Below are 13,855 nucleotides of genomic sequence, written 5' to 3'. Positions count from 1 at the left end.
TCCTTCCATGGCACCGCGCATCCTGCTGGCCCGGCACGGACAGACGGAATGGTCGCTGTCCGGCAAGCACACCGGCAGGACCGACATCCCGCTCCTGGAGGAGGGCCGGCGCGGCGCCAAGCTGCTGGGGGAGCGGCTGCACCGTCCGCCCTTCGACGGCCTCGACGGGGTCGAGGTGCGCACCAGCCCGCTGGCACGCGCGCGGGAGACCTGCGAGCTCGCCGGGTTCGGGGACCGCGCGACCACCTGGGACACGCTCATGGAGTGGGACTACGGCGCCTACGAGGGCATGACCCCGGCGGACATCCAGGCGGTCCGGCCGGGCTGGTTCATCTGGCGCGACGGCGTCCCCGGGGGAGAGCCCCTCCAGGAGGTCTCCGCGCGCGCGGACGAGGTCGTCGCCTGGGCACGTGCCGAGGACCGTGACGTCCTGGTCTTCGCCCACGGCCACATCCTGCGCTCCATCGGCGCCCGCTGGCTCGGCCTCCCCCTCGACTTCGCGGCCCGCATCCGCCTCAACCCGACGTCGCTGTCGGTGCTCGGCTGGGCCTACGGAGAGCCCGCGATCGAGGTGTGGAACGACTGCGGGCACCTGTCCGCGTAGGGCGACCTCGTGCCGTCGGCCGTCCCTCAGACCGGGCGCGGCAGGCTCGCGTGGCGCTCCAGGAACGTCGAGACGCCCGACGCCCTGCGGTGCGGGAGCAGGACGCGCGCCGTTCCCGCGAGCATCGTCTGGATGCGGGAGGACTGGACCTCGTTCAGCAGGTCCAGGACGCGCAGACCGGCCAGGGCGGCCTCGTCGGGGCGGCCGCCGCGCGCGAGGTCGTCGGCCAGTTCCGCCGTGTAGAGGGCGATGTTGCGGGTGAAGTGCGGGTCCTGGAGCTCGGCGGCGCGGCGGGCGTGCCGGGCGGCGCGGGGCCAGTCGCCCAGCGTCGACCAGCACTGCGCCTCCAGTCCCTCCAGTTCGGCCTCTCCGTAGAAGGTCATCCACTCGGGGTCGGCCTCGGAGGGACCCCGCTCGAAGAGGGCCTGCGCACGGGCCAGGGCCTGCTCGCACCCGGCCCGGTCGGCGAGCCCCGCCCAGCCGCCCGCCTCGCGCAGCGCGAGCAGGGAGAGCAGACGAGGGGAGCCGAGGGGGCGGGCGGCGCGCTGCGCGGCCTGTGCGGCACGCACGGCCTCACGCGGGCGCCCGGCGTCGCGCGCGAGGAACGCCGTGTTGCAGAAGGCATGGGCCTCCAGGCCCGGGTCGCCCGACATCCGGGCGGTCGCGAGGGCCTCCGCGTAGTGCGAGCGGGCGTCGTCGAAGCGCCCCGAGTCGTGGGCCAGCCAGCCCACCGAGATGGCCAGTTCACCAGCGCCCGCGTACAGCCGCTCCGCGATCGACTGCCGTGTGGTGCCCGCGTCGAGCAGCGCGTACGCCGTCCGCAGCGGGGTCGCCGCGCGCCGGTAGAGGCCGTCGGCCCCATGGCGGTCGTCGAGCAGCCGGATCTTGCGTACGGCCTCTTCGAGGGCGCCGGCTTCCGACGTGCCGGCCCGGTGGACGCGCCGTTCGGCGGCCGCGGCGCTGCCGCCGAACGCGCCCGCGAAGGGCCCCAGTGAGGCCACCGCCATGGTGGCGGTGCCTCCGGTCATGAATGCGCGACGTTGCACGTCGCTCTCCTCGTGGTTCTGATCGTGGTCCTCGTACGGGTCGCACGGGTCGCACGTGTGGTGCGGGTGGTGCCTGTCATGCGGGTCGTACGGGTGATGCGGATCGTGCGGGTGGTGCGGTGCGTGCTGCGCCGGAACGCGATGCGCTTCCGGAGTCTCATACGTCTCGTACGCCTCCTCCGTCTCATGCAGGGCGTACGACAGGCTCGCGGAGTGCGAGGAGGGCGCCTCTCCCGTGCCCCGCGCCCCGCGCCCGCGTACCCATGAGCGGGGAGTGAAGCCCAGGTCCGTGAGCGTGCGGCCGGGGAACATGTGCAGGAACACCCGCTCGTACGCGTAGTTGGGGCAGCGGATCTCGCCCGCCTCGACGCGCCCGATGTAGCGCGCGTCGCAGCTGACCCGCTCCCCGATCTCGCGCGCCGCCCGCCGGACCGCCGCCGCGAACTCGCTCGGCGAGCGCTGTCCGCGCAACCGCCTGAAGGCGAGGTTCGGCCGCGGTGGCCGGGGGGACTGGGACGAGGTCACCGCTGACGACGCCATGGCCGGGCCCTCTCTTGCGAACCGTCGAACCATGCCGGACCAAGGACGAGTTGCACTGGTTCGTGACCAGTGGTGCCCTGCTTCCGGCGCGGCAAGAACGTACCTGCTGTGACAGGGTCGCCACGCTGGGTTTAGCTACAAACCGGATATCTCATCCACGATCTGCCATGAACTGCCATCCTTTGCGGCGGTGTTACGCCGTAGCCGTTGACGTCCCGGAGCGTTGAACCCTGCGGACCGGGAGCCACCCGAACTCCCGACCCACTCGTCAAGAGGAGGGGTTCCGTTGGAGGCGGGGATGGAGACCAGGCAGAGCACCGATTTCCGTACGTCGACGACGACCGCGCAGCACCGGCCGTCCCCGGAGTGCAGCGCCCCGCCGGAGCCTGCGTCCGAGTGCGAGCTGGTGACCGTTCCCGCGCGTCAGGGCCTGGAGGCGGTCGACATCATCCGCCGCGGTGCCTGCGAAGCGGTCGGCCCCGTGCTCCACGACGACGGCTGCGACACCCTCGGCTTCCTGGTGCCGCCCGGCACCGCCGACGCCTGGGACGTGCCCGGCAGCACCTGCACACAGACCAACGGCCGCGGACTCAGCCTGCCCCCCGAGCCCCCGGTCGAGGGCTCCGACTGGCTCCTGCCGCCCGGCGAGGCGGACCTCGCGACCGACCCGGCCGTCCTGCGGGCCGCGCTGGGAGAGGCGGCCCGGCTCATCGAGGCCGCGGACAACTGCTGCTGAACCCGGACAGGCCGCCGGTGGCGCCTGCCGTTCCCGGAGCCGGGCCGCCACCTCCGGACAGCGCCCGGTGGCCCCGGGCACCGACCTCGGGCCCCCGCCCCGGCCCCGCACCCCGGCCGGTGGGCCGAGCCGCCCGTACCCCCGGATAATGGTCTGATGGCAAGGGCGAGGAACAAGCGGTCGGACGAAGGCCGTGAGACGGGGCGGGGCGCGCGGCGCGGACAGCGGGCGGCCGACGCGGTCGTCGAGCCCGTCGACGGCGGACTCGCCGAACTGCTGCCCGACCGGGACCGGGCACGTGCCTGGACGCTGCTGATCGACGGCGCCCCGCAGTCGCACGTCGACCTCGACGACCCCACGTACCTGAGCTTCGAGTACCAGCGCCGCCTCGGCCACGTCATCGACCTCGTCGCCCCGCCCGGCAAGCCCGTGCACGCCGTGCACCTCGGCGGCGGCGCCCTCACTCTCGCCCGCTACACCGCGGCGACCCGCCCCCGCTCCACCCAGCAGGTCGTCGAGCGTGACGCGGCCCTCGTCCAACTCGTCCGCCGCGAGCTGCCGTTGGATCCGAACGCGCGGGTCAGGGTGCGCTCCGCGGACGCCCGAGCCGGTCTCGCCAAGGTGCCCGACGGGTGGGCGGACCTGGTGATCGCGGACGTGTTCAGCGGGGCGCGGACACCGGCCCACCTGACATCCGTCGAGTTCGTCTCGGAGGTGCGCCGGGTCGTGAAGCCCGACGGCTTCTACGCCGCGAACCTCGCCGACGGGCCCCCACTCGCCCACCTCCGCGGCCAGATCGCCACCGTCGGGGTCGTCTTCCCCGAACTCGCGCTGGTCGCCGACCCCACGGTGCTGCGCGGCAAGCGCTTCGGGAACGCCGTCCTCGTGGCCGCCGCCCGGCCCTTGCCGGTCGCCGAACTGACCCGGCTCGCGGCCTGCGACCCGCACCCCGCACGGGTCGAACACGGCAGGCAGCTCACCGCGTTCACCGGAGGCGCCGCCCCGGTCACGGACGCGGCGGCGGTCGCCTCACCGGCGCCGCCCCCGTCCGTCTTCCGCTAGGGCCGACGATCCTGCCGCCGCGGAGGCCGGTCCCGGTCGCTCAGTAGGTGCCGATCTCCACGCGCGGCGGTCCGTCGTGCCATGTGCAGAACACCGACACCCGGTCCGCGCCCGAGCTGAACTCCACGCGGATCCACGCCTCCGTCTTCCACACCTGCATCGACCAGCCGGCGCCCGGGGTCGCCGACACCAGCGTCGCGGACGTCTTCCCCAGGTCGAAGACCGCCCGGCCGCCGTCGGTGTCGTAGCTCCTGACCCGGCCGGAGGCGGAGGCCGAGGGGTTCGGGCCGGCGGTCGCCGAGCGGGACGGCGACGCGGTGGCGCCGGGGCGCCGGCTCGCGCTCGGCCGCTCCGACGGGCTCGGCGACGGCTCGGCCCGCCGGGTCGAGGAGGCGAGCGGCTTCGACTCCTGGGTCGTCGCGTCGCCGGCCGTGATGGGCAGGGCGCGCGGAGGGTCGTACGCCGTCCCCGCCATCACCGTGTGGACACCCCACCACGACAGCGTGACCGCCGCGCCCGTGGCGAGCGACCAAGCAAGTCCGTGTACGAGTCCTCTGCGCATTTCCCGGCCATACTGCACCACCGGCCCCACGCGTGTCTCTGGGTCGCGTCACAGCGGGGGTTGTCCACAGGTGCCGGACCGGCATCCCCCGGATGGCGTACGGTGCCGCCCATGGCAAGTGTGCTCGTGGTCGAGGACGACCAGTTCGTGCGCTCGGCCCTCATCCGGCATCTGACCGACGCCGCACACACCGTGCGCAGTGTCGGCACCGCCCTCGAGGCGCTGCGCGAGGTCGCCCATTTCTCCTTCGACGTGGTCATCCTCGACCTCGGCCTGCCCGATCTCGACGGGGCCGAGGCGCTGAAGATGCTGCGCGGAATCACCGACGTGCCGGTGATCATCGCCACCGCGCGGGACGACGAGAGCGAAATCGTCCGCCTGTTGAACGACGGGGCGGACGACTATCTGACCAAGCCGTTCTCGGTCGAGCACCTGTCCGCGCGGATGGCCGCCGTACTGCGCCGCTCACGCGCCGGCACGGGCGACGTGCCGCCGTCGACCGTCATCCGGGTCGGCGGGCTCGCCATCGATCCGCTGCGGCGCCAGGCCGAGCTGGACGGCGCCCGACTGGACCTCACCCGCCGCGAGTTCGATCTGCTGGCCTTCCTGGCAGGGCGGCCCGGCGTGGTCGTGCCGCGCAAGGAACTGCTCGCCGAGGTGTGGCAGCAGGCCTACGGCGACGACCAGACCATCGACGTCCATCTGTCGTGGCTGCGGCGGAAACTGGGCGAGACGGCGGCCCGGCCGCGCTATCTGCACACCCTGCGGGGCGTCGGCGTGAAGCTGGAGCCACCGAGAGCGGAGCCGCCGCTATGAGGCGCGCCGGTGCCGGACGGCCGGACGCCGTCCCGCACCGACCGGCCGGACGGCCGGGTGCGAACGGGCAGGCACAGCCGGCGCGTTCAGGTGCGACCGGGCAGGCACCGGCAGGGCGGTCGGGGGCCGGCGGGCAGGTGCCGGCAGGGCGGCCGGGGGCCGGCGGGCAGGTGCCGGCAGCGCGTGCGGGTGCGAAGTGGCAGGCGCCGGCGGTGGGTTCGGGTGCGAAGTGGCAGGCGCCGGCGGTGGGTTCGGGTGCGAGCAAGCCGGCGCCGCGCTCGCGTTCGAGCGCGACCGGGCGGGCACCGGCGGGGGAGTGGGCGTCATGAGGTGGGCGCTGGTCAAGGTGTGCGTGGCGGTGACCACGATGGTCGTCGTCGCCTTCGCGGTGCCGCTGGGCCTCGTCATCAAGGAGATGGCCCGGGACCGCGCCTTCTCGAACGCCGAGCGCGAGGCCGCCGCCATCGCCCCCGCGCTCTCCATCACCACCGAGCGGGACAAGCTGGAGCGGGTCGTCGCCTCCGCAGGCTCGGACTCGGGGATGGCCGTGCACATCCCCGCCGCCGACGGCACCGCCGCGGTGGAGATCGGCAAGCGGCGCGCGGCCGGCAAGGACATCGCCACCACCCGCAAGCTGGGCCGCGCCTCCACCACCGAGGTTCCCGGCGGTTCCACCCTGCTCCAGCCCGTCGCGCTGAGCTCCGGAGAGATCGCGGTCGTCGAGGTGTACGTCCCCGAGTCCGCGGTCAGCAATGGCGTCGGTACGGCCTGGGCGGTGCTCGCCGCGGTCGGCGTCGCCCTCATCGTCGGCTCCGTCGCGGTGGCCGACCGGCTCGGTGTGCGCATGGTGCAGCCCGCCCAGCGGCTGGTCGAGAGCGCGCACGAGCTGGGGGAGGGGAAGCTGGGCGCCCGGGTGCCCGAAGAGGGCCCCGCCGAACTGCGCCTCGCCGCCGTCGCGTTCAACTCCATGGCCGACCAGGTCGTCCAGCTCCTGGCGAACGAACGAGAGCTGGCAGCCGATCTGTCGCACCGGCTGCGCACACCGCTGACCGTGCTGCGCCTCAACACGGCCTCGCTGGGCGACGGTCCGGCCGCCGAGCAGACCCGGGCCGCCGTCGCGCAGCTGGAGCGTGAGGTCGACACGATCATCCGGACCGCCCGCGAGGCCAAGCCGCAGACCGCGGCGAAGGGAGTGGGCGCCGGCTGCGACGCCGCCGAAGTCGTCCGCGAACGCATGGACTTCTGGTCCGCGCTGGCCGAGGACGAAGGGCGCAAGGTACGCATGGCCGGGGTCGAGAGGCCGGTCCGGATACCCGTCGCCCGCGCCGACCTCGCGGCGGCGCTCGACGCCCTCCTCGGCAATGTGTTCCGGCACACGCCCGAGGGCACGGCCTTCGCGGTCGACGTGCACAACGGCGAGGACGCCGTGATCGTGCTGGTCTCGGACGCGGGCCCCGGCATCGTGGACCCCGAGGCGGCGATGGCGCGCGGGCGCGGGTCCGGGAGCGACGGGTCGACCGGGCTGGGGCTGGACATCGTGCGGCGCCTCGCCGAGTCGACGGGCGGTGACGTGCGCATCGGTTCCTCCGTACTGGGCGGCACCGAGGTGCGCATCTGGATCCAGCTGGACGGACGGACCCCGGAGCGGCGGGGCCACCGGGGATCCGTACGGCGCCGGAGGCGGGGCGGCGTCGGCGTGCGCTGACCCCCCCGCGCACCCTCAATTGGTCTCGACCTTTAACCACCCCCGATGCCTTCCTTAAGCGCACCCTAAGATCCTCAACCCTCGTCCGGATGAAGCGGTTTGCCCGATTCCGGATCGCTAGCGTGCTGCCGCACCCACTCCCGGGAATCCCCGTGAACCCCCGTGAAACCGCGAAGGCAGGCACGCGATGAGCAGCACGCACCGGCGCAAGGTCAGTGGCAGGAACAAGGCGATAGGCGGCCTCGTCGCCGCGGCTGTGGTCGGCGGCGGCGCCCTCCTGTTCACCGGAACCGCGCAGGCCGCCGGCGTCGGCGCCGCGTACACCAGGACCAGCGACTGGTCGACGGGCTACACCGCGCAGTACGTCATCACCAACGACAGCGCCCAGGTGAAGGCCGACTGGACGCTGGAGTTCGACCTGCCCTCCGGCGCCACCCTCAGCTCCCTGTGGAACGGCGAGTCGAGCGTGAGCGGGAAGCACGTCACCGTGAAGCCGCCCTCCTGGGACAAGGACGGCCTGAAGGCCGGCGAGTCCGTCACCGTCGGCTTCGTCGTGAACGGCACCGCCGACCCGACGGGCTGTCTCGTCGACGACACCAAGTGCTCGGTGGACGACGGCGCGACGCCCGAGCCCAGCGGCCGCCCGACGCAGTCCGCGACCCCCACGTCCACCCCGACCGCGACCGCCTCGCAGAGCGCCACCCCGACGCCGACCGCGACGGCCACCCCCTCCCCCTCGCAGAGCTCGGGCAGCGGCAACACGACGACGGCCGGCTTCGCGCCCTACGTCGACACCTCGCTCTACCCCGCCTTCGACCTGGTCGGCAGCGCCGCGGCCACCGGCGTGAAGAACTACAACCTGGCCTTCGTCACCGACGGCGGCGGCTGCACCCCCAAGTGGGGTGGCGTCACGGACCTCGCGAGCGACGGTGTGGCGTCGCAGATCGGCGCCCTGCGCGCCAAGGGCGGCGACGTCCGCGTGTCCTTCGGCGGGGCCTCCGGCACCGAGCTGGCGACGAGCTGCTCCTCGGCCGACGCGCTGGCGGCGGCGTACGGGAAGGCGGTGGACGCGTACGACCTCACGAAGGTCGACTTCGACGTCGAGGGCGGCGCGCTGCCCAACACCACCGCCAACACCAACCGGGCGAAGGCGATCGCCAAGCTCCAGCAGCAGCACCCGGACCTGGACGTGTCCTTCACCCTGCCGGTGATGCCGGAGGGTCTGACCCAGGACGGCGTGAACCTGCTGTCCAACGCCAAGTCGAACGGCGTGAAGATCAACACCGTCAACATCATGGCGATGGACTACGGTCCGGCGTACAGCGGTGACATGGGCACCTACGCCGAGCAGGCGGCCACGGCCACGCAGGCTCAGGTCAAGAGCGTCCTCGGCCTCTCCGACAGCGCCGCCTGGAAGGCTGTCGCCGTCACCCCGATGATCGGTGTCAACGACGTCTCCTCCGAGATCTTCAAGGTCGACGACGCCTCGCAGCTGGTGACCTTCGCCCGGTCCAAGGGCCTCGGCTGGCTCTCCATGTGGTCCGCCACCCGCGACAAGCAGTGCCCGGGCGGGGCCAAGAACTCCGCCGACGCGACGTGCAGCTCCGTCGTCCAGGACGCGAACGCCTTCTCGAAGGCCTTCGCCGCCTTCAAGTAGCCATCCCCCCACGGGGGTTGCGCGCCCCGGCCGGACCTCCCCCCACCCGGCCGGGGCGCCGACACGCGTGCGGGGCGCGGCACCCCCCCTCGGGCGCCGCGCCCCGTCCCCCGTGTGCCCGGTCGGCCAGGGGCCTACTCGGCGGCCGTCACCGGCGGCAGCGCGCCGGTCCGCGCGGCCTGCGCGTACCAGTGGGCGCTCGACTTCGGCGTACGGGCCAGCGTCGCGTAGTCCACGTACACCGCGCCGAAGCGCTTCTCGTAGCCGTACGCCCACTCGAAGTTGTCCATCAGGGACCACAGGAAGTAGCCGCGGACGTCCGCGCCGTCGGTGATCGCGCGGCGCACCGCGGACAGGTGGCCGTGCAGGTACGCGACGCGCTCCGGGTCGTGCACCCGGCCGTCCGGGTCCGGCTTGTCGTCGTAGGCGGCGCCGTTCTCCGTCACGTACAGCGGCAGGCCCGGGGCCTCCCGCGTGTAGCGCATGATCAGGTCGTGCAGGCCCGTCGGGTCGATGGTCCAGCCCATCTCCGTGCGCTCGCCCGGGGTCTGGTGGAAGGCGACGTCGTCCGCGCCCGGCCAGGGGGAGTACGAGCTGGCGCCGTGGCCGTCCGCACGGTTGCCGTCGGCGGCCGAGTCGGCGGCCGACACCAGCGTCGGGGTGTAGTAGTTGAGGCCGAGCGCGTCCAGCGGCTGGTGGATCGCCGCGAGGTCGCCGTCCTGGACGTACGACCAGTCCGTGATCGGGGCGGTGGCCGTGAGGAGGGTCTCGGGGTAGGCGCCGTGCAGCATCGGGCCGTGGAAGACGCCGTTGGCGAGGTCGTCGATGCGGCGGGCCGCCGCCAGGTCCGCCGGCTCCTGCGACAGCGGCCGGACCACCGACGAGTTCAGGCTCACCGCGACCGAGTTGCGGGCGGGCATGACCGACCGGAGGGCCTTGGCGCCGAGCCCGTGGGCCAGGTTCAGGTGGTGGGCCGCCCTCAGCGACGCCTCCGCGTCGGTGCGGCCGGGGGCGTGCACGCCGGAGCCGTACCCCAGGAAGGCGCTGCACCACGGCTCGTTGAGGGTGATCCACTGCTCGACGCGGTCGCCCAGCGCCGCGCCGACGATCTGCGCGTACTCGGCGAAACGCAGCGCGGTGTCGCGCTCCGGCCAGCCGCCCGCGTCCTCCAGCTCCTGCGGCAGGTCCCAGTGGTAGAGGGTGATCGCGGGCTTGATGTCGTGGGCGAGGAGCTCGTCCACGAGCCGCCGGTAGAAGTCCAGGCCGCGCTGCACGGCGGGACCGCGCCCGGTCGGCTGCACCCGGGACCACGAGACCGAGAAGCGGTACGCGCCCAGGCCCAGGTCCGCCATCAGCGCCACGTCGTCGCGATAGCGGTGGTAGTGGTCGACGGCCACGTCGCCGGTCTCACCGCCCGCCGTCTTGCCGGGCGTATGGCTGAAGGTGTCCCAGATCGAGGGGGTGCGGCCGTCCTCCCGCACCGCCCCCTCGATCTGGTACGCGGAGGTCGCGGCGCCCCAGAGGAAGGCCGGGGGGAAGGTCACGGGGGTAACGGGCTCAGACATGGAAGCGCTCCCATAGGGGGTCGAGGAGACCGACGGAACGGAAGTAGGGGAGAAGAGGAACAGGAAGAAGGGAGGAGGGAGAGGGGAGAAGGGGGCCGGGGCGACGGTGACCCGGCCCCGAAGGGCCCCGGTGCGGCCCGTCAGCCCTTGATCGCGCCCTGCATGATGCCGCCCACGATCTGCTTGCCGAACAGCAGGAAGGCGATGAGCAGCGGCAGCGTGCCGAGCAGCGCGCCCGCCATGATCACCGACTGGTCGGGAATGTAGCCGGTGCCGAGGCTGTTCAGGGCGACCTGGACGGTGGGGTTCTGCTGGTTGAGCGCGATGATCGGCCAGAGGAAGTCGTTCCAGGCCATCACGAAGGTCAGCAGCCCGAGCACCGCCATCGCCGGCCGTGCCGCCGGGAAGACCACGTGCCACACGACGCGCAGACTGCTCGCTCCGTCGACCCGCGCGGCCTCGATCAGCTCGGTGGGCAGCGCCTGCACCAGGTACTGCCGCATGAAGAACGTGCCGAAGGCGCTCACGAGGGTGGGCAGGATGACCGTCTGCAGCTGGTTGGACCACCCCAGGTCGCTCATCCACAGATAGAGGGGGACCACGGCGAGCTGCGGCGGGATCATCATCGTGCCGATGGTGAGCAGCAGCAAAGTGCTGGAGAACTTGAAACGCAGCTTGGCGAAGGCGAACCCGGCGAGCGTGGAGAACAGGACGGTACCGAAGGTGATGGTCCCGGCGACGATCACGGAGTTGACCATCGCCGTGCCGAGCCCGGCCTGGTCCCACGCGGTCTGGAGGTTCTTGAACAGGTTCCCGCCGAACCACAGCGGCGGCGGTGTCTGGGCGAGCCGCTCGTTGTTGCGTGAGGCCGCGATCGCGGTCCACAGCAGCGGCGCCAGCGAGACCAGCGCGAGAACCGTCAGGACGACATAGGTGACCGGGCCCGCGTGCAGCTGCTTGCCCGCACCGAGCACACGGCGCCGTCCGGGCCTCCCGCCGTCCGCGCGGCTCCCCTGCGCCTCGGGGAGCGTCAGTTCACTTGTGGTCATTGGGATTTCCTCAGCCGTCGGGTGATCAGCAGATTGATCGCGGCGACGATCAGCAGGATCAGGAACATCGTCCAGGCGATCGCGGACGCCTTACCGAGGTTGCCGATGCCCCAGCCCTGGTCGTACATGTACAGGCCGAGCGTCTGGTACTGGTGCGCGGAGCCGCCCTTCGAACCGCTCACCCCGCCGAACAGCAGGGGCTCGCCGAAGAGCTGGGTCGCGCCGATCGTCGAGACCACCACCGTGAACAGGATCGTCGGCCTGAGCATCGGGACTGTCACATGGCGGAACTGCTGCCAGCGGCCCGCCCCGTCCAGCGCGGCCGACTCGTACAGATCGGTGGGGATCGCCTGCATCGCCGCCAGATAGATCAGCGCGTTGTAGCCGGTCCACCGCCAGATCACGATCGAGGAGACGGCGAACTGACCGCCCCAGTCGGACTCGCGCCAGTTGATCGGGTCGATCCCGACGAAGTGCAGCAGCCAGTTGATCATGCCGCCGTCCCACGAGTACAGCAGCGTGAAGACCAGCGTCGCCGCCGCCACCGAGGTGGCGTACGGAGTGAGCATCACGACCCGCCACACGGTCGAGCCGCGCAGCCGGTAGTTGAGCAGATGCGCGATCCCGATCGCCATCAGCAGCTGCGGCACCGTGGAGATCACACCGATGGTGAAGGTGTTCTCCAGGGCGTTCCAGAAGAACTCCGAGGACAGCAGGTTCTTGTAGTTGTCCAGGCCCACCCAGGTCTGGTGGTCCAGGCCGGACAACTGCACGTTGTGCAGCGAGTACCAGGCCGTGTACAGCAGCGGCACGAGCCCGAAGGCCCCGAAGACGATGAAGAAGGGGGCGATGAACGCGTACGGCGACGCCTTCATGTCCCAGCGGTACAGCCGGCTGCGCCACGAGCTCGGGCCCGGGGGCGGCGTACCGCGACCGTGAGCGCGGCGGGCCGCGCCCGGCTGGTCACCGGGCGCGGCGTCGGCGCTCGACGCGGTCTGCGCGAGAGCCTGCTTGGAGCTGGTCACTGGCCGAGCACGTCCTTGATCTCCGACTTGGCCGCGTTCCAGCCCTGGTCGGGCGTCTTGCCCTTCTGCTCGACCTGGAGGATGCCGACGTCCGTGATGGCCGTGCCGATCGGCTGGTCCTTGACGCCGAATATCTGCGTCGGGATGGTCTTCGCCGAGTCGGAGAAGATCTGGGTGATCGGCGCGTCGGAGAAGTACGCCGTGGTGGCGGCCTGCGGCTTCAGCGACGAGTACGCCGACGGGGTCGACGGGAAGCTCGCCTGCTTGCCGAAGACCTTCGCCTGCTGCTCGGGGGCGGTCAGCCACTTCGCCAGCGCGACGGCCTCCTTCTGGTGCTTGGTCGCCGTCGGCACGCCGATGAACGAACCGCCCCAGTTGGCCGCGGTCGGCGCCGCCGCCACGTCCCACTTGCCCTTGCCCGAGTCACCGGACTTCTCCTGGATGTAGCCCATCATCCAGGCGGGGCAGGCCACCGTGGCGAACGAGCCCTTGGCGTAGCCCTGGTCCCACGTCGGGTCGAACTGCTTCAGCTTCGCCGACATGTTGCTGGTCGCCACCGACATCGCGGTGTTCCAGGCCGTCTTCACGCCCGAGGACTTGTCCCAGATGACGTTGCCGTCCTTGTCGTAGTACCGCTCGCTCTCGCCTCCGAGCGCCGCGTTGTAGACCGAGGAGGCGGAGTCCACGAACTTGGTGCCGCTCGGCGCCTTCTTCATGTAGTCCTTGCCGACGGCGACGTACTTGGACCAGTCGCCCTTCCACTGCTCGGCGAGCTTGGTGCGGTCCGTTTCCAGACCGGCCTTCTCGAACAGATCCTTGCGGTAGCAGATCGCCATCGGGCCGATGTCGGTGCCGAGCCCGATCAGCTTGCCGTCCTTCGTGGTGGCCTGGGCGTTCTTCCAGTCCAGCCACTGGGACTTGTCGACGTCCTTGCCGAGGTCGACGAACTTGTCGGCCTGGGTCTGGACGGCCTCGGTGATGTTGCCGACCTCGATCGCCTGGATGTCGTCGGTGCCCGAGCCGGCCTGGAGGCGGGTCAGGGTCTTCGGCCAGTAGACGTCGGTACGGGTGGTGACGTTCTCCTTGATGGAGATGTCGGGGTGGAGCTTCATGTACTCGTCGTAGAGGCCGGCCTGCTTGTAGCCGAAGACGCCGAAGGTCCCGATGGTCAGAGTGGTCTTACCCTTGCCATTGCCGCCGTCGGAGTTCGACGAGCCGTCGTCCGAGTCGTTGGCGCAGCCGGCCAGCAGCCCTGTGGTCAGCGCGGCGACAGCCGCGAGGGCCCCCAGCCTGCGGGACCGACGGGTACTCGTGCGCATTGAGTCCTCCTGTTGCCTGACGTGCCGACCCCCCGGCCAACTGCTCTGTTGGGCCCGTTGGTTCTCGCTGCGGCTCGGGCGGGGAACGTGCGGGATGTGTATGTGTCAGGTACTGTGGGAGCGCTCCCACAGGTGATGTGTTGAAGAGTCGTCGGTTCGCGCGGGGGTG

The 13,855-nt window shown here is 71.9% G+C and carries 12 protein-coding genes; 6 read left to right on the top strand and 6 right to left on the bottom strand.

Annotated features, from left to right (window positions below):
* Window positions 1-7 precede the first annotated feature (7 nt).
* Complete coding sequence (locus BKI49_RS13705) at window positions 8-604, top strand: histidine phosphatase family protein (RefSeq protein ID WP_095934542.1); 597 nt, start codon at window positions 8-10, stop codon at window positions 602-604.
* Between the two features lie 26 nt (window positions 605-630).
* On the opposite strand, the gene BKI49_RS13700 is transcribed toward BKI49_RS13705, so the two are convergent.
* Entirely contained in the window at window positions 631-2,190 is a 1,560-nt protein-coding gene (locus BKI49_RS13700; RefSeq protein WP_095934541.1) for an NsdA family TPR-like regulatory protein, read from the bottom strand.
* A 298-nt stretch (window positions 2,191-2,488) separates the two neighbouring features.
* Between BKI49_RS13700 and BKI49_RS13695 the strand changes: the two genes are divergently transcribed.
* The gene (locus BKI49_RS13695) at window positions 2,489-2,926 is read left to right on the top strand and encodes a hypothetical protein (protein ID WP_095934540.1); all 438 of its coding nucleotides are present in this window, start codon (window positions 2,489-2,491) and stop codon (window positions 2,924-2,926) included.
* Between the two features lie 156 nt (window positions 2,927-3,082).
* Entirely contained in the window at window positions 3,083-3,988 is a 906-nt protein-coding gene (locus BKI49_RS13690; protein ID WP_095934539.1) for a spermidine synthase, read from the top strand.
* A gap of 40 nt (window positions 3,989-4,028) precedes the next feature.
* On the opposite strand, the gene BKI49_RS13685 is transcribed toward BKI49_RS13690, so the two are convergent.
* Window positions 4,029-4,550 carry a hypothetical protein gene (locus BKI49_RS13685; protein ID WP_095934538.1) on the bottom strand — a complete coding sequence of 174 codons (522 nt, stop codon included), beginning with the start codon at window positions 4,548-4,550 and terminating at the stop codon, window positions 4,029-4,031.
* 111 nt (window positions 4,551-4,661) lie between these two features.
* Here BKI49_RS13685 and BKI49_RS13680 point away from each other — a divergent pair, with 111 nt between their 5' ends.
* From BKI49_RS13680 to BKI49_RS13670, 3 genes are all read left to right on the top strand, one after another.
* Window positions 4,662-5,366 carry a response regulator transcription factor gene (locus BKI49_RS13680; RefSeq protein ID WP_179332436.1) on the top strand — a complete coding sequence of 235 codons (705 nt, stop codon included), beginning with the start codon at window positions 4,662-4,664 and terminating at the stop codon, window positions 5,364-5,366.
* Between the two features lie 325 nt (window positions 5,367-5,691).
* Window positions 5,692-7,071 carry a sensor histidine kinase gene (locus tag BKI49_RS13675; RefSeq protein WP_095934674.1) on the top strand — a complete coding sequence of 460 codons (1,380 nt, stop codon included), beginning with the start codon at window positions 5,692-5,694 and terminating at the stop codon, window positions 7,069-7,071.
* A gap of 187 nt (window positions 7,072-7,258) precedes the next feature.
* Complete coding sequence (locus tag BKI49_RS13670; protein ID WP_095934536.1) at window positions 7,259-8,728, top strand: glycoside hydrolase family 18 protein; 1,470 nt, start codon at window positions 7,259-7,261, stop codon at window positions 8,726-8,728.
* Window positions 8,729-8,862: 134 nt separating this feature from the next.
* Here the strand turns inward: BKI49_RS13670 and BKI49_RS13665 are convergent, their stop codons facing one another.
* From BKI49_RS13665 to BKI49_RS13650, 4 genes are all read right to left on the bottom strand, one after another.
* On the bottom strand, window positions 8,863-10,293 hold the full coding sequence (locus BKI49_RS13665; RefSeq protein ID WP_095934535.1) for a GH1 family beta-glucosidase: 1,431 nt from the start codon (window positions 10,291-10,293) through the stop codon (window positions 8,863-8,865).
* Between the two features lie 140 nt (window positions 10,294-10,433).
* On the bottom strand, window positions 10,434-11,342 hold the full coding sequence (locus BKI49_RS13660; RefSeq protein ID WP_095934534.1) for a carbohydrate ABC transporter permease: 909 nt from the start codon (window positions 11,340-11,342) through the stop codon (window positions 10,434-10,436).
* Complete coding sequence (locus tag BKI49_RS13655) at window positions 11,339-12,367, bottom strand: carbohydrate ABC transporter permease (RefSeq protein WP_095934533.1); 1,029 nt, start codon at window positions 12,365-12,367, stop codon at window positions 11,339-11,341. The genes BKI49_RS13660 and BKI49_RS13655 overlap by 4 nt, the downstream gene beginning before the upstream one ends.
* Entirely contained in the window at window positions 12,364-13,686 is a 1,323-nt protein-coding gene (locus BKI49_RS13650) for an ABC transporter substrate-binding protein (RefSeq protein ID WP_095934532.1), read from the bottom strand. The genes BKI49_RS13655 and BKI49_RS13650 overlap by 4 nt, the downstream gene beginning before the upstream one ends.
* Window positions 13,687-13,855: the final 169 nt, after the last annotated feature.

The organism is Streptomyces sp. Tue6028 (assembly GCF_002300165.1).
GTDB classification, from domain to species: Bacteria; Actinomycetota; Actinomycetes; order Streptomycetales; family Streptomycetaceae; genus Streptomyces; species Streptomyces siamensis.
The sequence above is the reverse complement of the archived record's forward strand: the minus strand, read 5'-3'. Positions and strand labels throughout refer to the sequence as shown.

Excerpts from the sequence above, each read along its gene's own strand:
- BKI49_RS13705 (WP_095934542.1), top strand. The coding sequence starts at position 8 with ATGGCACCGCGCATCCTGCTGGCCCGGCACGGACAGACGGAATGGTCG.
- BKI49_RS13700 (WP_095934541.1), bottom strand. The coding sequence starts at position 2,190 with ATGGCGTCGTCAGCGGTGACCTCGTCCCAGTCCCCCCGGCCACCGCGG.
- BKI49_RS13695 (WP_095934540.1), top strand. The coding sequence starts at position 2,489 with ATGGAGACCAGGCAGAGCACCGATTTCCGTACGTCGACGACGACCGCG.
- BKI49_RS13690 (WP_095934539.1), top strand. The coding sequence starts at position 3,083 with ATGGCAAGGGCGAGGAACAAGCGGTCGGACGAAGGCCGTGAGACGGGG.
- BKI49_RS13685 (WP_095934538.1), bottom strand. The coding sequence starts at position 4,550 with ATGCGCAGAGGACTCGTACACGGACTTGCTTGGTCGCTCGCCACGGGC.
- BKI49_RS13680 (WP_179332436.1), top strand. The coding sequence starts at position 4,662 with ATGGCAAGTGTGCTCGTGGTCGAGGACGACCAGTTCGTGCGCTCGGCC.
- BKI49_RS13675 (WP_095934674.1), top strand. The coding sequence starts at position 5,692 with ATGAGGTGGGCGCTGGTCAAGGTGTGCGTGGCGGTGACCACGATGGTC.
- BKI49_RS13670 (WP_095934536.1), top strand. The coding sequence starts at position 7,259 with ATGAGCAGCACGCACCGGCGCAAGGTCAGTGGCAGGAACAAGGCGATA.
- BKI49_RS13665 (WP_095934535.1), bottom strand. The coding sequence starts at position 10,293 with ATGTCTGAGCCCGTTACCCCCGTGACCTTCCCCCCGGCCTTCCTCTGG.
- BKI49_RS13660 (WP_095934534.1), bottom strand. The coding sequence starts at position 11,342 with ATGACCACAAGTGAACTGACGCTCCCCGAGGCGCAGGGGAGCCGCGCG.
- BKI49_RS13650 (WP_095934532.1), bottom strand. The coding sequence starts at position 13,686 with ATGCGCACGAGTACCCGTCGGTCCCGCAGGCTGGGGGCCCTCGCGGCT.